The 18,183-nt window shown below is 71.3% G+C and carries 24 protein-coding genes and 1 other RNA gene; 9 read left to right on the top strand and 16 right to left on the bottom strand.

Translation table 11 applies throughout. From position 1 onward, the window contains the following. Position 1: 1 nt before the first annotated feature. The 4 genes from HS041_RS23705 to HS041_RS23690 are packed head-to-tail and all read right to left on the bottom strand — an operon-like array spanning position 2 to position 3,299. Positions 2 to 349 carry an ArsR/SmtB family transcription factor gene (locus HS041_RS23705; protein ID WP_196443005.1) on the bottom strand — a complete coding sequence of 116 codons (348 nt, stop codon included), beginning with the start codon at positions 347 to 349 and terminating at the stop codon, positions 2 to 4. Between the two features lie 11 nt (positions 350 to 360). Then, positions 361 to 1,635, bottom strand: a complete 1,275-nt coding sequence (locus HS041_RS23700) for an MFS transporter (RefSeq protein ID WP_307845433.1) — start codon at positions 1,633 to 1,635, stop codon at positions 361 to 363. An 8-nt stretch (positions 1,636 to 1,643) separates the two neighbouring features. Continuing rightward, positions 1,644 to 3,113 carry an FAD-dependent oxidoreductase gene (locus HS041_RS23695; RefSeq protein ID WP_196443004.1) on the bottom strand — a complete coding sequence of 490 codons (1,470 nt, stop codon included), beginning with the start codon at positions 3,111 to 3,113 and terminating at the stop codon, positions 1,644 to 1,646. A 48-nt stretch (positions 3,114 to 3,161) separates the two neighbouring features. Further along, the gene (locus HS041_RS23690; RefSeq protein ID WP_196443003.1) at positions 3,162 to 3,299 is read right to left on the bottom strand and encodes a hypothetical protein; all 138 of its coding nucleotides are present in this window, start codon (positions 3,297 to 3,299) and stop codon (positions 3,162 to 3,164) included. A gap of 171 nt (positions 3,300 to 3,470) precedes the next feature. Between HS041_RS23690 and HS041_RS23685 the strand changes: the two genes are divergently transcribed. Together HS041_RS23685 and HS041_RS23680 are read left to right on the top strand one after the other, a co-directional pair. Beyond that, positions 3,471 to 3,638: a hypothetical protein gene (locus HS041_RS23685; RefSeq protein WP_196443002.1), complete on the top strand. Its 168-nt coding sequence runs from the start codon at positions 3,471 to 3,473 to the stop codon at positions 3,636 to 3,638. A 65-nt stretch (positions 3,639 to 3,703) separates the two neighbouring features. Further along, positions 3,704 to 4,285: a sigma-70 family RNA polymerase sigma factor gene (locus HS041_RS23680; RefSeq protein ID WP_196443001.1), complete on the top strand. Its 582-nt coding sequence runs from the start codon at positions 3,704 to 3,706 to the stop codon at positions 4,283 to 4,285. Positions 4,286 to 4,438: 153 nt separating this feature from the next. Here HS041_RS23680 and HS041_RS23675 read toward each other — a convergent pair whose 3' ends face one another. Beyond that, positions 4,439 to 5,419, bottom strand: a complete 981-nt coding sequence (locus HS041_RS23675) for an RNA polymerase subunit sigma-70 (RefSeq protein WP_307845432.1) — start codon at positions 5,417 to 5,419, stop codon at positions 4,439 to 4,441. Positions 5,420 to 5,477: 58 nt separating this feature from the next. Between HS041_RS23675 and HS041_RS23670 the strand changes: the two genes are divergently transcribed. From HS041_RS23670 to HS041_RS23660, 3 genes are all read left to right on the top strand, one after another. Continuing rightward, the gene (locus HS041_RS23670; protein WP_196443000.1) at positions 5,478 to 5,858 is read left to right on the top strand and encodes a nuclear transport factor 2 family protein; all 381 of its coding nucleotides are present in this window, start codon (positions 5,478 to 5,480) and stop codon (positions 5,856 to 5,858) included. 197 nt (positions 5,859 to 6,055) lie between these two features. Further along, positions 6,056 to 6,637 carry a DUF4240 domain-containing protein gene (locus HS041_RS23665; RefSeq protein WP_196442999.1) on the top strand — a complete coding sequence of 194 codons (582 nt, stop codon included), beginning with the start codon at positions 6,056 to 6,058 and terminating at the stop codon, positions 6,635 to 6,637. A gap of 263 nt (positions 6,638 to 6,900) precedes the next feature. Beyond that, entirely contained in the window at positions 6,901 to 8,397 is a 1,497-nt protein-coding gene (locus HS041_RS23660; RefSeq protein ID WP_230879569.1) for an alpha/beta hydrolase, read from the top strand. 276 nt (positions 8,398 to 8,673) lie between these two features. On the opposite strand, the gene HS041_RS23655 is transcribed toward HS041_RS23660, so the two are convergent. Together HS041_RS23655 and HS041_RS23650 are read right to left on the bottom strand one after the other, a co-directional pair. Next, positions 8,674 to 9,084: a VOC family protein gene (locus tag HS041_RS23655; RefSeq protein WP_196442997.1), complete on the bottom strand. Its 411-nt coding sequence runs from the start codon at positions 9,082 to 9,084 to the stop codon at positions 8,674 to 8,676. Positions 9,085 to 9,089: 5 nt separating this feature from the next. Continuing rightward, positions 9,090 to 9,548, bottom strand: a complete 459-nt coding sequence (locus HS041_RS23650) for a helix-turn-helix transcriptional regulator (RefSeq protein WP_307845481.1) — start codon at positions 9,546 to 9,548, stop codon at positions 9,090 to 9,092. 168 nt (positions 9,549 to 9,716) lie between these two features. Between HS041_RS23650 and HS041_RS23645 the strand changes: the two genes are divergently transcribed. Continuing rightward, on the top strand, positions 9,717 to 10,184 hold the full coding sequence (locus HS041_RS23645) for a flavodoxin family protein (RefSeq protein ID WP_196442996.1): 468 nt from the start codon (positions 9,717 to 9,719) through the stop codon (positions 10,182 to 10,184). Positions 10,185 to 10,397: 213 nt separating this feature from the next. Continuing rightward, complete coding sequence (locus HS041_RS23640; RefSeq protein ID WP_196442995.1) at positions 10,398 to 10,772, top strand: hypothetical protein; 375 nt, start codon at positions 10,398 to 10,400, stop codon at positions 10,770 to 10,772. A gap of 82 nt (positions 10,773 to 10,854) precedes the next feature. On the opposite strand, the gene HS041_RS23635 is transcribed toward HS041_RS23640, so the two are convergent. The 3 genes from HS041_RS23635 to HS041_RS23625 form a co-directional block, all read right to left on the bottom strand. Then, entirely contained in the window at positions 10,855 to 11,655 is an 801-nt protein-coding gene (locus HS041_RS23635) for a tetratricopeptide repeat protein (protein ID WP_196442994.1), read from the bottom strand. A 418-nt stretch (positions 11,656 to 12,073) separates the two neighbouring features. After that, complete coding sequence (locus tag HS041_RS23630) at positions 12,074 to 12,451, bottom strand: hypothetical protein (protein WP_196442993.1); 378 nt, start codon at positions 12,449 to 12,451, stop codon at positions 12,074 to 12,076. A 311-nt stretch (positions 12,452 to 12,762) separates the two neighbouring features. Next, complete coding sequence (locus HS041_RS23625; protein ID WP_307845431.1) at positions 12,763 to 13,263, bottom strand: hypothetical protein; 501 nt, start codon at positions 13,261 to 13,263, stop codon at positions 12,763 to 12,765. Here HS041_RS23625 and HS041_RS40475 point away from each other — a divergent pair. Beyond that, entirely contained in the window at positions 13,231 to 13,380 is a 150-nt protein-coding gene (locus HS041_RS40475) for a DUF6000 family protein (protein WP_374058871.1), read from the top strand. The two genes, HS041_RS23625 and HS041_RS40475, sit on opposite strands and share 33 nt — an antisense overlap. Before the next feature lie 58 nt (positions 13,381 to 13,438). Here HS041_RS40475 and HS041_RS23620 read toward each other — a convergent pair whose 3' ends face one another. Further along, the gene (locus HS041_RS23620) at positions 13,439 to 13,915 is read right to left on the bottom strand and encodes an NUDIX hydrolase (RefSeq protein ID WP_196442992.1); all 477 of its coding nucleotides are present in this window, start codon (positions 13,913 to 13,915) and stop codon (positions 13,439 to 13,441) included. 2 nt (positions 13,916 to 13,917) lie between these two features. Further along, the gene (locus HS041_RS23615) at positions 13,918 to 14,184 is read right to left on the bottom strand and encodes a hypothetical protein (RefSeq protein WP_196443575.1); all 267 of its coding nucleotides are present in this window, start codon (positions 14,182 to 14,184) and stop codon (positions 13,918 to 13,920) included. A gap of 54 nt (positions 14,185 to 14,238) precedes the next feature. On the opposite strand from HS041_RS23615, the gene HS041_RS23610 reads away from it, so the two are divergent. After that, on the top strand, positions 14,239 to 14,688 hold the full coding sequence (locus HS041_RS23610) for a tyrosine-type recombinase/integrase (protein ID WP_230879568.1): 450 nt from the start codon (positions 14,239 to 14,241) through the stop codon (positions 14,686 to 14,688). 77 nt (positions 14,689 to 14,765) lie between these two features. Here the strand turns inward: HS041_RS23610 and rnpB are convergent. The 4 genes from rnpB to HS041_RS23590 all read right to left on the bottom strand — a co-directional run bounded on the left by rnpB (position 14,766) and on the right by HS041_RS23590 (position 18,149). Further along, positions 14,766 to 15,160: RNase P RNA component class A (rnpB, locus tag HS041_RS23605), an RNA gene on the bottom strand. 108 nt (positions 15,161 to 15,268) lie between these two features. Continuing rightward, positions 15,269 to 16,564, bottom strand: coding sequence for a bifunctional RNase H/acid phosphatase (locus HS041_RS23600; RefSeq protein ID WP_307845430.1), 1,296 nt, complete (start codon positions 16,562 to 16,564; stop codon positions 15,269 to 15,271). Beyond that, positions 16,561 to 17,301, bottom strand: a complete 741-nt coding sequence (locus HS041_RS23595; RefSeq protein WP_196442989.1) for a zinc ribbon domain-containing protein — start codon at positions 17,299 to 17,301, stop codon at positions 16,561 to 16,563. Before HS041_RS23595 ends, HS041_RS23600 begins: the two co-directional genes overlap by 4 nt. Continuing rightward, entirely contained in the window at positions 17,298 to 18,149 is an 852-nt protein-coding gene (locus HS041_RS23590) for a Nif3-like dinuclear metal center hexameric protein (RefSeq protein ID WP_196442988.1), read from the bottom strand. The genes HS041_RS23595 and HS041_RS23590 overlap by 4 nt, the downstream gene beginning before the upstream one ends. Between the last annotated feature and the right edge of the window lie 34 nt (positions 18,150 to 18,183).

Here is an 18,183-nt window from a genome sequence, read left to right as displayed (position 1 = left end):
CTCAGACGGCGGCGGGTTCGGCCAGCGGGGAGAACAACTCCCCCAGCCTGGCCACGGCGGCCGGGACGATCCAGTAGTACACCCAGGTGCCGCGCCGCTCGCAGTCGATCAGCCCGGCCGTCCGGAGCACCTTGAGGTGGTGGGAGATGGTCGGGGCGGTCAGGTCGAAGGCGTCGGTCAGGTCGCACACGCAGGCCTCTCCGCCGGCGTGGGAGCCGATCATCGACAGCAGGCGCAGCCGGACCGGGTCGGCGACCGCTTTGAGCAGCACCGCCAGCTCGGCGGCCTCGGTCTCGGCCAGCGGCTCGCGGGCGATCGGGGCACAGCAGGTGGCGGTGGGGGCGGCCATGGGAAGACTCCTTACTTCGACGCTGGTCTAAATGGTACGCGGTAGTAGGCCGTCAGCGCGACCGCGGCCAGACCGCAGGCGAACGCCACCCCGGCCATCACGGTGGTGTACCCGACGATCGGGACCATCGTCGCGGCGAGCAGGGGGGCGCCGGCCTTGGCCGCCATGACCGGCAGGGCCAGAGCGCCGCTGATGCTGCCGTAGGCGCTGGTGCCGTACCGCTCGGCCAGCAGGGCGGGCCGGGCGATGGTCGCCACCCCGAAACCGAGCCCGAACAGCGTCACCGCCACGACCGCGCCGGCGGTGCTGCGGCCGATCAGCGGCATCAGGACGGCCGCGGCGCCCTCCAGGGTGAAGATCGCGGCGGTGACCAGGGCGACGGGCCAGCGAGTCGACAGCGCGGTGCTGACCAGGCGGCCGGTGACCGACAGAACGCCCAGCAGCCCGGCCACGGTGGCGGCCAGCAGCGGCGGATGGCCGAGGGCGATCAGGTAGGCGACCAGGAGTACCCCCATCACGGCGACCGCACCGGTCTGGGCCAGGAAGGCGGCGGCCAGCAGCCAGAAAGCCCGCCCGCGCAGGGCCGTGCGCACGAGCTCGGACCGGTGCGGCCCCGGCGCCGGACCGGCCCGGCCGCGAACGCGGTCGCGACCGGGCAGGGTCAGCGCGTGCAACGGGACGGCCAGCAGACCGTAGGCCGCGCCGAGGAGCGTCAGGGCCGTGCGCCAGCCGAACTCTCCGACCAGGAACCCGGTCAGCGGCAGGAACACGCTGGAGGCGAAGCCCGCCACGATGGTGATCGCCAGCAGTGCCCGGGGCCGGCGCGCGGGGGTGGAGACGGCGATGACGACGGCGAAAGCCGCCTCGTACAGCACCATGGACGCCGCCAGGCCGACGACGGCCAGCACCGCGTACAACTGGACCAGGGTGGTGACCTGCGACCAGGCCAGCACCGCCACCGCACCGAGCGCGGACCCGGCGGTCATCGGGCTCCGGCCGCCGCGGGCGTCCAGCAGGCGGCCGACCAGCGGCGCGGCCAGCGCCGTGGTCAGCACCGAGACCGTCAGCGCCCCGGCGATCTGGCCGGTGCCGGCGTGCAGGTCGCGCTGCATGGGAGTGAGCAGGACGGCGAAGGCGTAGTACAGCACGCCGTACCCGGCGGTCTGGGTGATCGCCAGCGCCGCGACCAGCCGCCCGCCGTACCGGTCCCGGCTCCTGCCGTCTCCGCCGCTTCCGCCGGAGGGCGCGGCAGGAACCGGGGCGGCGGATGGGATCGGCTTACGCACGCGGTCGCTCAACCGCAGCAGCCGCCGGTCCCGGCCGCTCCGACTCCGGCGAGGGGAAGCGGGGCGGCCAGCAGGCCGCCGCTGATGCCGGTGGCCAGCCCGACGCGGGCCTCCTGGGCCGCGGCCAGGCTGGAGGAGCAGACCCCGGTCTCGGGCAGGTCGAGCCGGACGTCTCGGGCCGCCTCCCAGTCGCCCGAGAGAGCGGCGACGACGGAGCGGACCTGCTCGTATCCGGTGGCCATCAGGAAGGTCGGGGCACGGCCGTAGCTCTTGACCCCGACGGCGTAGTAACCGGCTTCCGGATGGGCCAGCTCGTCGGCCCCGTGCGCGGGCACCGTGCCACAGGAGTGGTGGTTGGGGTCGATCAGCGGGGCCAGCGCCCGGGTGGAGCCCAGGATCGCGTCCAGGTCCAGACGCAGCTCGCTGGAGATCGAGTGGTCGGGCCGGTATCCGGTGGCGGCCACGATCCGGTCGACGGTGACCTTCTGCTCGTTCCCCGACGGGTCACGGCTGATCACCGTCACCGTCTCGGCGTCGGTGACGACGGTGTGGGTGAAGAACCCGGTCAGCAGGGTGATGCGACCGGTTTCGACCAGCTCGCGCAGGCCGGCGCCGAGTGCTCCCCGGGCGGGAAGGGCGTCGGCCGCGCCGCCGCCGTAGGTACGGGTCGCGTTCCCGGCACGGACCGCCCAGGTGATGCGCGTGTCGGGCGCCTCTTCGGCCAGGCGGGCCAGGGCGAGCAGGGTGGTGGCCGCGGAGTGGCCGGCGCCGACGACCAGGGTGTGCCTGCCTGCGTAGGTCTCCCGGTCGGCGCCCAGCACGTCGGGCAGGGCGTGGTCGACGAACGCGGCGGCCTCGTGCTCGCCGTGGGCCGGCAGGCCGGAGGCGCCCAGCACGTTCGGCGTCGTCCAGGTGCCGGAGGCGTCCACGACGGCGCGGGCGGAGATCTCCTCGCCGTCGGCCAGGCGGATCAGGAACGGCGCGGCCTCGCGGCCGGTGGTGCGGACCCGGTCGAACCCGGCGCGGCTGATGCCGGCGACCCTCGCGTTCAGGCGCAGGTGCGGGGCGACGGCCGGGTGCGCCGCCAGCGGGGCGAGATAGCCCTCGATGAGCTCGGCGCCCGTGGGCAGCCAGTCCTCATCCGGCGCGGTCCAGCCGCCGGCCTCCAGCAGGCGGCGCGCGGCGGCGTCGAGGTTGTACTTCCACGGGCTGAAGGTCCGTACGTGCCCCCACTGCGCGATCGAGGCGCCCGCCTGGGCTCCGGCCTCCAGCAGCAGGAAGTCCAGGCCGCGGGCGGCCAGGTGCGCGGCGGCGGCCAGGCCGACCGGCCCGGCACCGATCACCACGACGGGCAGGGCGTCCGGGCGCGAGCCGGAGTCCTGCGGCCGGACCGCGGTCTGCGGGCTGCGCGTGACCTGTACGGCCTGCGCGTTCTGCTCGGCGGGAGCGGCCACCGGGCCGCAGCATCCACTGCTCATGATCATTCCTCCTGGGTCGGACGGTCGTTCTCGGACGGTGGACGGGCTTCAGCGGACCAGCCAGGCGGCGGTACGGGCCCGCTCGATCGTGGCCTCGGCCCGGCAGGCGCGGTCGCAGACGGCACCGGTGGCCTCGTCGAAGGAGACGATCGCGGCGGCCGGGCGGCGGCGGAACAGGGAACGCATCTCACACCTCGTGTTTCGAAGTTTGTCTAAGCAGCACTCAGACTGCCACTCTGGTTAGAGAGATGTCAAATTAGGCAGCGACCTAACCAGCCAGGTGAACCGGAGTGCATCCATTACCGGGGTTCACCGTCTACCCCTGTGAGTTGTTTTTCCCGAGACGGAGGATCTGCCATGACCACGACCGACACCGGCACTGTCACCGGCGCCGAGGCGCCCGCCGCGGCCTGCTGCCCGACCACTACCCTGCAGACCTGCTGCGCACCCGAGGACAAGGGCGCCTGCTGCGGCACTCCGGCCGACGCCCCGGCCGAAGCGCCCAGCAGCTGCGGCTGCCGGTAACACCCGCACGGACCCGGGGCCGGGCCGGTCGCCCGGCCCCGGGGCACCCGAGAAGGAGGAGGATCGTGACGACGCACCCCGGTCCGACGACCGACACCACGGCGGCGATCACGGACATGCGCACCCGGCTGGTCGCCTTCGTCGCATCACGCATCGACCGGCCCGACGAGGCCGAGGACATCGTCCAGGAGGTGCTGGCGCGCATCAGCCGCGCCGCCGCCGGCCCGCGCGACCCCGGGCGGCTGGAGGCCTGGGTCTACCAGGTCACCCGCAACGCGATCATCGATCACCACCGCGCAACCGTACGAGCCGGACGGGCGCAGGCCCGCGCCGCTTTCGACCGCAGCCTGACCCCGGAGACGGCCGCCCCGGGCGCGCTGGCCGCGCTGGCCGGATGCCTGGCGCCGATGCTCGGGCGACTGTCGGAGCGCGACCGCCAGGCGATCACGCTGGTCGACTACGAGAACCTGACCCAGGCCGAGGCCGCCCGCCGGCTCGGGATCTCGATTCCGGGGATGAAGTCCCGGATCCAGCGGGCGCGGGCCCGGCTGCGCGCCCTGCTGCTGTCGTGCTGCCAGGTCGCCGTCGACGCTCGCGGGGACGTGAGCGGGATCCGGCCCGCGGGACCGTGCCCCTGCGGCGGCTGACCCGCCGCATCCCGGCCGGAGTGGCGGGGATGCGTGTTCACACCGGCAACCGCGGCTCTTCGGAACTCCAACGAATGATCCACGCGGGCGCCGGACCGGGTGGGGCCGGGCACTGACCGGATCGAGCCGGTGGATGCCGTCGCAGGCGCGCGGTCATGCCGCGCCGCCGGAGCCCTGGCCGGCGAGCGGCGGTTCGAAGTGGTGCAGGAGCCGGTTGTCGAGGAACCGCGTGATGCCGTGGAGGCGATCGCCGGTGAGCGTCAGCACGATCAGTCCCGCGGGTCGTTCGCCGGCGTCCAGGAGGCGGCAGCCGAACGCCGGCTGCCCGTTGGCGCGGGTCGGCCGCAGGAGCAGACGCCGGTGCGCACGCCACTCGGTGCTCGCGCGCAGGAACGAGGCGATCGCCGCGGCGCCGTGGTACTCGTGCGGAGCGGGGGGCATGGCCAGCCACGCGTCATCGGTGAGGAGGGCGACCAGCGCGCCGATGTCGCCGGCGGTGAAGGCCTCGGCGAAACGGCGGACCAGGCGACGCTCCTGCGACGACTCCGGTGCGGGCGGTCTGTCTCGGGTGTTTCCACGGTGCCGGTCGAGCGAGGCCCGCGCCCGCTGCAGCAGTCCTTTGACGGCGGCCGGCGTGGTGTCGAGCATCGGTGCGGCCTCACCGAGCGGGTAGCCCAGCACGTCGCAGAGCACCAGCACGGCGGCCTGCCGCGGCGGGAGCCGCTGGAGCGCGGCGACGAACGCCAGCTCGACCGCCTCCCGTGCCGTGTATCGCGCTTCGGGGCCGGGCCCGGCGTCGGGCACGTGCTCCAGCAGCGCGTCCGGGTACGGCTGCAGCCATGGCACGTCACCGTGGCGGCTGGGCTCCGGCGGCCGGAACGGCGGGTTGGGCGCGGGCGGGATCCGCCGGCCACGGTCGCGCAGCGCGTTGAGGCAACGGTTGGTGGCGATGCGGTACAACCACGACCGCAACGACGCGCGGCCCTGGAAGTCGCCCAGGCCGCGCCAGGCCGCCAGCAGCGTCTCCTGCAGCACGTCCTCCGCATCGGTCAGCGAGCCGAGCAGGCGGTAGCAGTGCAGCAGCAGTTCGCGCCGGTACGCCACGATCAGCTCTTCGAACGCGATTTCCGCCACGACCGTTCCGTTCCGCGGGTCTCCGGTGTCGTAATGAGCAACACCGGAAGGAGACATCATGACCAGCCCAGCATTGCAGATCGCGCTGGCCCACCACCGCGCGTGGACGACCGACAAGGACCTCGACCTGGCGATGGGTTACATCGCCGACGACGTCGTGTGCGACGCCCCAGCGGGACGGCTCGACGGCGTCCGGGCGTACCGGGACTTCCTCGCGCCCTTCGCCGAGCGGTTCCTCATCAGAGCGGAGATGATCGCCGCGTTCGGGGATGACAGCACGGCCGTGCTCATGTACGACGCCGAAACGATCCCGGCCAGGAGCGCACCGGCGGCCGAGTGCGTCACGGTCCGCGACGGGAAGATCGTCTACAACCGGTTCGTGTTCGACCGCACGCCGTTCGACGAGTTCCGCCGCCGGCAGGCGCGGGCCCATCCGTGACACGCCGGCCCCGGGATGGATCACGGTGACTCCGGAGGCCTGCGCCACGCCGCCGGGCCTGGCCACACGGGTGCAGCGGGGTCCGGCCCACGCCTCGACCCTGCCGGCGAAGTGGCGCTCGCCCCCGTGGGACGGTCACCATGCTGCGGAGTCCGCCGTTGTCCGGTGGGAGAACCTCGGTCGCTAGGGTGACCGGAATGGACGTCGACACCTGGTGGGACATCATCGAGCGGGCGCGCAAGGCCGCCGGCGGCCGAGCCGGCGACCGGAACCCGCCCGATGATCCGATGGTGGAAATCCTGACCGGCCTGCTCTTGGAGCTGGAACCTGCCGAGATCATCGCGTTCGAGCGGATTCACATCCGGTTGCAGGACTCCGCCTACCGGTGGCCGCTGTGGAATGCCGCGCAGCTCATCGAGGGCGGTTGCGGAGACGACGGCTTCATGGACTTCCGCACCGGGCTCATGCTGCTGGGCCGTACGACGTTCACCCGGGCCGTCGCCGACCCCGACTCCCTCGCCGGCCTTCCCGTCGTGGTGCGGATGAGCCGTACCGGAGACGCCTGGATCGGCTGCGAGGACGCCTCCTACGCGACGAGGTGGGCGTACGAACGCATCCAGGGAGAGTCGGATTCGTTCGATGACGCGGTGACGGCCGTGGTGGCGGTCATGGACCGGCCCGGCAAGCCGGTGGGTGAGAACTGGGACGTGAACGACCAGCACGAGACCCGCCGGCGCCTTCCCCGTCTCAGCGCCCTGTTCCTCGATCCCGCGGGCTGAGCCCGAAGGGCGACCTCCGGGAACCCGTGACCAAACCCTCCAGCTGCGGGAACGCTGTCGTCATCTGGCGTCGCCTGCGGATGCGACGGTGCGGGGCCCTCGGACCGGTTGACATTTGTCATTGAGCTCACCTGCAAGATTCACGAGCGTCCGGTGATATCGACGACTGTCTGCGGGCGGACGAGAAGAACAAGATCGTTCCTGTAAGGACATCTCGCTTCGTCAGGGACTTTCAGATCATGAGAAGAACTTCCGCGCGTCACATGAAGATCACAACGATCGCCGCCGCCCTGCCCCTGGCCCTGGTCACCGCCGGTGGCCCGGCCTCCGCAGCGAGCACCGGCTCGGGCGCCACCGGACAGGGAACGATCACCTGGGGGTCATGCGCCGACATGCGGCCCGCCGAGGGGCAGAAGCTCCCCGCGGGCACCGAGTGCGGCACGCTCACCGTCCCCCTCGACTATGCCGATCCCGACGGCGAGACCATCGACCTGGCGTTGATCCGCATCAAGGCCGCCGGTTCCGGCAGGCGACTGGGCTCGCTGGTGTTCAACTTCGGCGGACCCGGTGGCTCCGGCGTGGACATCCTGCCCCTGGCCGCTCCGGCCTACACCGCGCTGAACACCCGCTATGACCTGGTCTCCTTCGACCCGCGCGGAGTGGAACGCAGTTCCGGCGTCCGGTGCGGCAGCGCCGCAGAGACGGAGAAGTACAACGCCGCCGACTCCACCCCGGACACCTCGGCAGAGCGGGCGCAGCTGAAGCGGGTCACCGCGGAGTTCGTCCAGGCCTGTCAGGAGACCTCCGGTGAGATCCTGCCGCATGTGGGCACCATCAGCTCCGCCAAGGACCTGGAACGGCTGCGTGAGGCGCTGGGCGAGGGCAGGCTCAACTACTTCGGCATGTCGTACGGCACGCATCTGGGCGCGATCTACGCCACGATGTTCCCCGAGAAGGTGGGTCGCTTCCTGCTGGACGCCCCGCTGGATCCGACGCTCTCCTTCCGGCAGCGCACCCTCGACCAGATGAGGGGGTTCCAGCGGTCGTATGAGGCGTTCCTCGCCGACTGCGCCGCCAAGGGCCCCGGCAAGTGCGTGCTCGGCGCGGACCGCAAGTCGGCCGGTAACAAGGTCCGGGCACTGTGGAAGCGCCTGGACGCCAAGCCGCTGAAGGTCGGCCGGAGGGAGCTCACCCAGGGGCTGGCGGTCACCGGCATCGGGGCGGCGCTGTACGCCCAGCAAGCCTGGCCGGTGCTGGAGCAGGCGCTGGGCCTGGCGCTCAAGGGCGACGGCCGGCTCCTGCTGGGCCTGTCCGACAGCTACACCGGCCGCAAGCCCGACGGCACCTACTCCACCCTGATGACCAGCTTCCCGGCCATCAGCTGCGCCGACACCGCTGAGCGGCCCAGCGCCGCAGAACAGGCCAAGACCGAGGCCGCGGCACGGAGAATCTCCCCGATGTTCGGCGGCACCGGCCTGGGCAGCCTCTGCGCGGCCTGGCCGTTCGCCGGCAGCAACGCGGCCAAGAAGGTCGACGCCACCGGCTCGGCCCCGATCGTGGTGGTCGCCACCACCAGTGACCCGGCCACGCCGTACGCGTGGGGGCCGAAGCTGACCAGGCAGCTCAAGACGGCGGTGCTGGTGACGTCCAAGGGCGAGGGCCACGGCGCCTACGGGGTCAACACCTGCACGACGAAGGTCGCCGACGCCTACCTGATCGACGGGAAGGTCCCCGCCGAGGGCACGGTCTGCGGTTCCTGAGGGGAGCTACCGGGCCGGGACCGGACGGTCGCCGCGCGGTGAATGCGCAGGTCACCGCACGGCGACCGGAGTCGGCGTCGCCCGGCTCGATCTGACCGGCCCGGCCTGACACGAACGGCGCAAGCATGCCGGCAGCCGACGACCGGTGGCGGACCCTCCGTTGGCGCGGAACCAGCAGTACGGCGTGGCCGTCCAGCGCCTCGCCGCCCCAGCCGAAGGGCGGCGGCACCGGGTACGGCGCCGTCTCGCAGGTCGTGACCGCGACGGCCGGACGGCTCAGCGCAGTTCCTGGACGCGGATCAGGTTGCCCGCGGGATCGCGGACGGCGAAGTCGCGGACGCCGTACGGCTGCTCGGCCGGCTCCTGGACGACCTCGGCGCCGCCGGCCTGCACCCGCTCGAAGGCGCCGTCGAGGTCGGCGGTGGCCAGGAGGACGCCGGCATAAGTGCCCTTGGCCATCATCTCGACGATGGTGCGGCGCTCGTCGTCGGTGATGCCGGGGTCGGCGGCCGGCGGCTCCAGGACGATGGACGTACCGGGTTGGTCGGCGGGGCCGACCGTCATCCAGCGCATCCCGTCGTATCCGACGTCGTTGCGGACCTCGAAACCGAGGATGTCGCGGTAGAAGGCCAGGGAGGCGTCCGGGTCGTCGTGCGGGAGGAAGCTGGCGTGGATGGTGATGTTCATGGCAGTCACGCTAGGTGCGGCTCGGTGACCGGCGCTTCTCGATTCCTGACCGGTCTGGTCACCCGTTTCGCCACGCATGACGGCATCCCCGCCGCCGCGCGTGCCGCGTGGCGGCGGTAGGTGCTGGGCGGCACACCGACCAGGTCGGTGAAGCGGGTGCTGAAGCTGCCCAGCGACGAGCAGCCGACCGCGAAACAGACCTCGGTGACGCTGAGGTCGCCACGACGCAGCAGCGCCATCGCGCGCTCGATGCGCCGCGTCATCAGATAGGCGTACGGCGACTCTCCGTAGGCGCGCCGGAACTCGCGGCTGAGGTGCCCGGCCGACATGTGCGCGCCGCGGGCGAGCGCCTCGACGTCCAGCGGCTGCGCGTACTCCCGGTCGATCCGGTCGCGGACGCGGCGCAGCCGCGCGAGGTCGCGCAGGTGCTGCGCCGCGGCAGGAGTGCTGGTCACCTGCGAAATCGTGCCACGTCGCACCGGAGTTGCCCAGCGCCGCCGGCGTCCCCCCTCACTCCGCGTCTGCTCTGCCCCGGCCTGCTCCACGTTCAAGGACATCGGGTCCGCCGGGGAGGCCTGCGTGCTCACCTGATCACCTGATCCGGGACGGACGGACATGAGAGGATCGGCACCGTGTCGCGAGATGTCCGGCGTCTGCTGATCGTGCACCACACCGCCTCTCCTGCGCTGCGGGAACTCTTCGAGGCGGTACGGCGGGGCGCCACCACCGACGAGGTCGAAGGGGTGGAGGTGGTCGCCCGAGCGGCGCTGCGCGCCACCGCCGTCGACGTGTTCGAGGCCGACGGGATCGTCCTGGGCACCCCGGTCAACATCGGCTACATGAGCGGAGCGCTCAAGCACTTCTTCGACACGGTCTACTATCCCTGCCTGGAGGAGACCCGGCGTCTGCCGTACGCGCTGTACGTGCACGGCAACGACAACACGGCCGGCGCCGTCCGCGCGGTGGAGTCGATCGCCTCCGGGCTCGACTGGGAGCCGGTCCACCGGCCGGTGACGGTGACGGGCGCGCCGGGCAAGGACGACCTGGCGGCCTGCTGGGAACTCGGCGCCACGATCGCCGCGACGATCAGCCCCGCATGACGGCGGGGTCCACGCCCGTCGGCCGTCTCATGCCCTCGTCCGCCATGGCCCCGCAGACCGGGATGACCTCCGGCGCCGGTCCCGGTCGCCTGCCGCGAAAACGGCTCGATCACGTCCTCGGGCGGGGGTTACCCTTGCGGGCGTCTCATGTCGCTTCTCGCTGGTTCCCGGCTCGCGCGGAACAGGTGACGGGACGAAAACGGAGGCCGCTTCATGGCGATCCCCAAAAAGGGCTCACGGCTCATCACGGTCGACGGCGCCACCTACCGCTGGCGGATCCGCCGCAGGCCCACCTACTGCCAGGGGAACAGCTGGGGGCCGCTGACCTTCGCGGTGGAGGCGGCCGAGCGGCCGGGCCGCGTGCTTCTGGTATCGCTTCCCTGCTCCCGGCCGGACGCCTGGTCCGGGGAGCGCGCCATGGCCGTACGACCGGCGCTCGTGGCGGAGACCGTACGGACGGCCCTGAAACGTGGCTGGGAGCCGCAGCAGGCGGGCAGCGCCCTCGTTCTCGATCTCGACGAGGCCGAGCTGACCGACCTGATGAACGGGCAGCCGCCCTCCTACGAAGTTCCGTTCATGCGGAGATAGCCGACTCCCCGAGGCAGACGGCCGTCCGACCGCATGAAGCCGGCGACGCGAGGGTCTGCGCTGAATCCCCGTGTCACGGGCATCACTGGAGATCGTTCTCTCTCCTGGCCCGTGCCGCCTGTTCCTCGACGGTGGCCGCCTCCTCCCGATCTGCAGGCGTTCCGGTCAGATCGGCCCGTATCCGCAGCCCGGTACTGAGGTTGAACAGGTGCACCGCTCGATCGGGGCGGCCGGCGGGGGTGATCTGAACCGCCTGCCTCCACGCGGCGATGGCTTTCTCCAGATCCTGGGGCGTCTCAGCCCGCTCGAACCGTGTCAGCAACGCGCAACCGAGCTGCGACAGCAGATCCGCTCTGTCGGGGTGATCGGCGGGAAGGGCCTCCAGCGCCTGCTCCCATACCGGGATCGCCTCCTCCAGGTCCGCGGGATCCTCGGTCTGCCCGAACCGCAGCAGCAACGCGACCCTGAGGTTGGCCCACATCACGGCCTGATCGGGGTGGTCGGCGGGGGTGGCGGTTTCGATGCGCTGCCATGCGTCCACGGCTTGCTCGGTCAGGTGCAGATCATCAGATTCGGCTGCCCGCTGCAACAGGCCGGTGGCCAGGTTCACGGCCTCCGGCAGGACATGAGGGATCAGCTTTCGAGGTGGAGGTTCGTCGTCGTAGATCATGCAGCGGGCGAACGCCCAGAACGCGATCGCTGCTTCCTCGGGATCCTCCCCGCCGCGCGCGGTGAACCGGAGCCAGTGGAACAGGCCCACAGCTGACAGGATCTCGGTGTCGGGCCGCTCGTCGTCGTAGGAGGCGACTAGGCGGCGGGCGTGTTCGAGCATCACCGGGTCGAGAACGTGGGAGGGGTCTTCAGTGTCGACGACGCGGTCCACACACTTGCTCAGCGCCTTGAGCGATCTGTCCCGCATCGGTTCTCCCGCGTCGGCCGGCGCCTTCTCTGATCATGATGCCTCGTCGCCGGAGCATGTGCGTGGCCGGTGATGGCGCTCATCCGCGCCGGGATGAGCTGTCCGGCGTGCGGCACCGCCCGGCCGGCAAGGGAGTGGCCGATCCGCAGGCGCGCAGCTCCGCCGCGGTTCGGGGCGGGTGGGGCGGACGAGTCGGCCTGTGGGCCGGGTTCTGATTCAGCCTTCCCGTGACCTGTACGGGGCTGGTGATCAAGCTGTAGAGCTACAGGAACGCTTTCGTCGCTTGACGTTGTCTGCCACCGCCTGCGGATGCGGTGTGCCCCCGATGTGCCCTCCGCAGGGTCTCTTGAGAGGCGAGCAGCGGTGCCTGAGTGGGGCACGCTCAGTCGGCCGGCTGCCGAGTCCGCCGACGGACGCGTTCCAGACGGGCGGCGTCCCGCCCCGGATCACCGGTCCCCAACGTCATCCGTCGCCGCAGGGTGTACTGAACGATCTCCCCCAGAGGCGCGTCCGGGGACTTCTCCCAGGACTTCGGCCGCTTCGTCAGCAGCCGCCGCTCGACCTCCTCTTCGGCGCCCTCGTCGACGGCGCCGACGGCCGCTTCGAGGACCTGGTTCACGCGGTGCCGGTTCGCCCGGTGAGGAGCGCGTTTGTTGCGCCGGATGTTCTTGCGGGAGCTCTTGTCGTTCTCCCCGTAGGCGTTGCGGCGGTCCTTGGCATAGTTCAGGCGCTTCTTCTCTTGTGGACTCCTACGCCTCAACACCCCTCCTGCGGGATCGGCCTGCTCCGATCAGGAAGGTACCCGTCTGTCGCGGGCGGGATCGAGCTGTTTTCCGTCGAGCCGCGTTCCGCCCTCAGCCTGCCGAGCACGCTCCCGACCTGGCTTCCCACGCTTGCCGATGTAGCGCGAACGGCATTGTCCTGACCAGGTCCTACGTACGGCAGGCCTGGTCAGGGCGCATTTCACCTCTCGGCATCTTCCACTGATCCTCGGGGTTTCTCCCGATCATGTGCCCTGGATGTGCCCTGCGGGGTTTTCCAGCAATGACACACGATCTCAACTGTGAGCGGCTACTCCAACAGCCCCGACGACTCACCGCCGACCAGGTGGAGGCCACCCTCGAAGCTCCACGCGACCACACTTCCCGTCTCAAAGACGAACCGCGCCTGCACACGTTGAGCGGGCTGGTCGATGTCGAACCCCTCGACCACGCGCACAAGCCGCTCTCCGACATGTCGCACAAAGGGGGCATCGGCAGGAGTAGGAACGACATCAACACGACTGCCGAGCTCAGGCATCGTGTAGCTCTCCCCCGGCTCGTCAGGCGTGATGTGGAGTGTCCAGTCAGCGGTGACACGAACCACGACGGTCACCGACTCCAGATGGAGCCACACGTGCAGTAGCTCGGGGGCATCGATTCCATGGGTGAACAGAGCCGCGGTGACCGCCACCAGACGCTGACGCTCCAGACTGGAAAGATCCACCAGCCCATCATCCCCGCCCCGGCTCAAAACAGCTCCAGTGACCTGAAAGATCAGATGTACCTGGACGAGCTGCACGCGACCGAACACGCGGCTCGGTTCCTCGCCCCTGGAGGTCTCTGGGACAACTCCACCATGGCGGGCGTGGATCCCACGAGACAGAAGAGGCGCGTAGGGCTGATGTGCGAGTTCGCGGAAGCTGCATGAGCGGCAACCTTGTTCACTGGCTTCCGAAGAGGCGGCACATCCTCGACCAGCGTTGATCTCACCCGATGTGCGGCACCGCCCGGCCGGCCAGGAAATAGCCGACCCTCAAACTCATTGACCGGTCCATCGTCAGCGTCTCGACCTCCCCGCGGGACACCCAGCGCACTTCGCGGGACTCATCGCTCGGCGTCGGCTCGCCCTCGACGGCGCGGCCCGTGAGCACGATGGAGAACTCCTGCCGGGCCTCGCCGTTGGAGGTGTAGAGGATGACGTGCTTGGGATCGGTGTAGGTGCCGACGATCCCGGTGATCTCGCACCGGACGCCGGTCTCCTCCAGCGTCTCCCGGATCGCCGCCTCGGGCAGGGACTCGCCCAGGTCGATCGCACCGCCGGGCACCGCCCAGTTGTCATTGTCGCTGCGGCGGATCATCAGGATCTCGCCCGCGTCGTTGGTGACCACGACGTTGACCGACGGGACCAGGCTGTTGGGCGCGGGCGCGGCGGGATCGTCGTAGAAGTCGATGCGGCGGGCCATGATCAGGAGTCTATGGGGACGGCGTCGGCCCAGACGGCTTCGAAACTGCCGGTGTAGGTGGAGACCATGTCCCCGCCGGCCACCTTGCGCAGATGGAAGACCGGCGCGTTGGCGGCGGGCTGGCCGTACACGTGGGTGTTGACGAGAAGCTGATCGTCCCTGCGGTAGATCGAGTTGTAGAACACCGTGCGGTGAAGCCGGATCTCGACGCCCTCGACCTGCCGGAGCGGCCGGTACAGCACCATCACGTTACGGATCTTGGCGGCCATGCCGTCGTCAATGCCTTCGGCCTGGCCGTCGACCGGATCGACTTCGCCGAGGGCATGCTGACGGTGGACCGGCAGGTCGTGGTGATCGATCGCCGTCCGGTGCTGGCCCCGCCGAAGACGAAGGCCTCCGTCCGCGACGTCCCGATGCCGGCCGTCCTCGCCGACGCGCTGACCGGGCACGTCGACCGGCACAAGCCCGAGGACGTGCTGCTCCGCACGACGCGCGGCAACCTGATCCGCCGCGACTACTTCAACGCCGACATCCTCAAGCCCGCGATCCTCGCGGCCGGGGTGCCGGTGGACATGACGTTCCACGATCTGCGGCACACCTTCGCCAGTACGGCGCTCGCCGAGGGTGTGCCGATCTCCGAGGTGTCCCGGTGGCTCGGGCACGAGTCCATCACCACGACCGTGGACCTGTACGGGCATCTGGTCCCGGAGGCCTCCGGGCGGGCGCGGACGGCACTGGACGACGCCTTCGCCGCCGCATCCGGGCTCACCTGAATGTGCCCCCATTGTGCCCTCTGAGCGCTTCGATCATGCCGGGCACAGCCTCCGCCGCAGGTCAGGGGCGGAGAAGGCGGACGAGTCGGCCTATAGGCCGGGTTCTGTCCTTCGCTTGCGCGAAGGGGCGACCATCCATCTAGGACCGCCGTTGCCGGCGGCCTCAAGCGGTCTACCCGCGCGACTCGGGCGGGCCGCCCTCGAACGCCGCGCGCGGGACGCCCCGGAGGGCGTCCCTTCTTGACCTTGCTCCGGGTGGGGTTTACCTAGCCGCCCACGTCACCGTGGGCGCTGGTGGTCTCTTACACCACCCTTTCACCCTTACCCCTCCGCGAGGAGGGGCGGTCTGCTCTCTGTGGCACTGTCCCGCGGGTCACCCCGGGTCGGCGTTACCGACCACCCTGCCCTGTGGAGCCCGGACCTTCCTCGGCGGGCCTTCGAAAAGACCCGACGCGGCCGCCCGGCCGACTCGTCCGCCGTGTTTCCAAGCTTAACGGCTCCCGGGCGGGTTCCGGCCGGGCGGAGGATCCCGCCCGGCCGGGGAGGGTCCTCCGCCCGGCACCCCCGGGACGTCGCCGGATCAGCGCAGGTGCGAGATGTCGTTGAACGCCTTCACCACGGCGGGGCCGTCGGCGTAGTACTCGATCAGCGAGACGCAGGCCAGGTCGAGGTGCATGCGGTACAGCGCCGCGGGCGGGGCCAGCAGCGCAAGCCGGAGCAGCGTCTTGATCGGCGTGACGTGGGTGACGGCGAGGACCGTCCGTCCCTCGTAGCGCTCGACGAGCCGGTCCCCCGCCTCCTGCACCCGCCGGGCCACCGACTCGAAGCTCTCCCCGCCCGGGGGCGCGACGGACGGGTCGGCGAGCCAGGCCGCCAGCTCGTCCGGCCAGCGGCGCTGGATCTCGGTGAAGGTGTGGCCCTCCCAGTCGCCGAAGTCGGCCTCTCGCAGGCCCTCCTCGACGATCACCTCCAGGCCGGTCCTCGCGGCGACGGCCCCGGCGGTGGCGCGGGCCCGCCTGAGCGGGGAGCTGACGATCACCTGCACGCCGTACGGCTCCCGCGAGAGCCTGGCCGCGGCGGCCTCGGCCTGGGCGACGCCGTTGGGGGTGAGCTCGGGGTCGCCGAGTCCGGAGAACCTGCGCTCGACGGAGAGCGGGGTCTCGCCGTGGCGGAGCAGGATCAGGGTGGTGGCGGTGGTCGTGGGCGGCCGCCAGCCGGTGGCGCCCTTGCCCGTGACCACAGGCGCATCTGACGATATTTCGGAAATATCAGTCGAGTCGAAGAGGGACTCCTGCGCTGCGCCCTCCCGCCCCGTCCGGGTTGCGGTGGCCGTTGCGGTGGCCGTTGCGGTGACCACGGCCTGCGCGACGGCCTGCGCGCCGGGACGCCCGGCGCCCGCGCTCAGGGCACTGGAGGCGGCCGGGCCGCCGGAGACGGTGGAGACGGTCGAGTGCCAGGGGACGCCCTTGGCGGCGGCGTCCATCGCCTCGTTGGCCAGCCGGTCGGCGTCCTTGTTCTTCTCGCGGGGGATCCAGCGCCAGGTGACCCTCAGACGGCGGGCCAGCGTCCCGGCCTCCATCGCGAGCGGGCGCAGGCCCTCGTTCTTGATCTTCCAGCGGCCCGCCATCTGCTCGATCACCAGCTTGGAGTCCATCCGGACCTCGGCGACGGCGCCGTCACCGGCCAGGTCGAGCAGGACCCGCAGGCCGGCGATCAGGCCGCGGTACTCGGCGACGTTGTTGGTCGCGGTGCCGATCGCCGCGGCGTCCTCGACGAGGATCTGGCCGTCGGCGGCGTCCTTGACCACCGCGCCGTAGCCGGCGGGCCCCGGATTGCCCCGCGACCCGCCGTCGGCCTCGACGACGTACGAGGTCACAGGCCCGATTCCGGCGTGCGGACCAGGATGCGGCGGCATTCCTCGCAGCGGACCACCTCGTCGTGCGGGGCGGCCTTGATGCGGTTGAGGTCGGCGATGGACAGACTCGTGCGGCAGCCGAGGCAGCGGCCGCCCTGGAGCATCGCGGCGCCCACGCCGGACTGCTCGCGGAGCTTCTCGTAGAGGGCGAGCAGGTCGGCCGGGATGTCGCCGACGATGCCCGCGCGCCTGCCCTTGGCCTCGGCGTTCTCCTTGTCGATCTCGACGAAGGCCGCGTCTCTGCGGTCCTCGGCGGCGCCGCGGGCGGCGGCGAGCTCGTCGCGCTCGGCGGCCAGCTTCGCCACCTGCCCGTCGGCGGCCTCCCTGCGCTCCATGATCTCCAGCACGACCTCCTCCAGGTCGCTCTGGCGGCGGGTCAGCGAGACGATCTCCGACTGGAGGCTGGCCAGGTCCTTCGGCGAGGAGACCTGGCCGGAGTCGAGGCGCTTCTGGTCGCGCTCGGCGCGGATGCGGACCGAGTCGACGTCGCTCTCGGCCTTGACCTGCTCCCGGGCGAGGTCTCCGGCCTCGGTCTCGGCTGCGATCACCTGGGTCGCCAGCCGGGCCACGCGGGCGGCGAGCTCGTCGATCTCGGCCAGCTCCGGCAGGGTGCGGCGGCGGTGAGCCAGCCGGTCGATCACGGAGTCGAGTTCGGCCAGGTCGAGCAGGCGCTTCTGGGCTGCCGGGGCTGCTTTCACGTGAGTTCCTCGCACTTTGCTGTTGTTATCCAGGCGTCCGTGACCGTCTCGGAGACGCGCGTCTCAACATTAATCCCCCCGGACGCCAGCCCGGACGCCAGCAGCCGTGCCGCCTCGGCCAGCCAGGGCCACTCGGTGGCCCAGTGGGCGGCGTCGATCAGGGCGGGGCCGTCCCCGTCGCCCCCTGCCGCGGCCTCGACGAACTCGCTCGCCGGGTGGTGGCGCAGGTCCGCGGTGAGGAACACGTCCACCCCGGCGGCGCGGGCCGTACCGAGCAGGGAGTCTCCGGCTCCCCCGCTCACCGCGATCCGCAGGACCTCGCGGTCGAGGTCCCCGGCGACGCGCAGCCCGCCCGCCGTACCGGGCAGGCCGGCGGCGGCCCGCCGGACGAAGTCGCGCAGAGGCGTCGGGGACGGCAGGGAGCCGACACGGCCGAGCCCGCGACGGGGGTCGTCGGCGGAAGGGCTCAGCGGGACCAGCGGCCCGGTCAGGCCGACCGCGCGGGCCAGGGCGTCGGAGACGCCGGGATCGGCGACGTCGGCGTTGGTGTGGGCGGTGTAGAGGGCGATGTCGTTCTTGATCAGGGTGTGGACCAGGCGGCCCTTGAAGGTGGTGGCGGCCACACTCGTGGTGCCGCGCAGGTAGAGCGGGTGGTGCGTGACGATCAGGTCGGCGCCCCAGGAGATCGCCTCGTCGGCGACGGCGGCCACCGGATCGACCGCGAACAGGATCTTCGTGACGGGCTGGGACGGGTCGCCGCAGACGAGCCCGACCGCGTCCCACGACTCCGCCCACCGGGGGTCATATCGGGATTCGAGCTCTCTGACGACGTCGGCAAGCGTAGACACGTGCGCAGACTATCGGCCCCCTCCCCCGGCGGGC

It is taken from the genome of Planomonospora sp. ID67723 (assembly GCF_015711605.1).
In the GTDB taxonomy this organism is placed as follows: Bacteria; Actinomycetota; Actinomycetes; order Streptosporangiales; family Streptosporangiaceae; genus Planomonospora_A.
The sequence above is the reverse complement of the archived record's forward strand: the minus strand, read 5'-3'. Positions and strand labels throughout refer to the sequence as shown.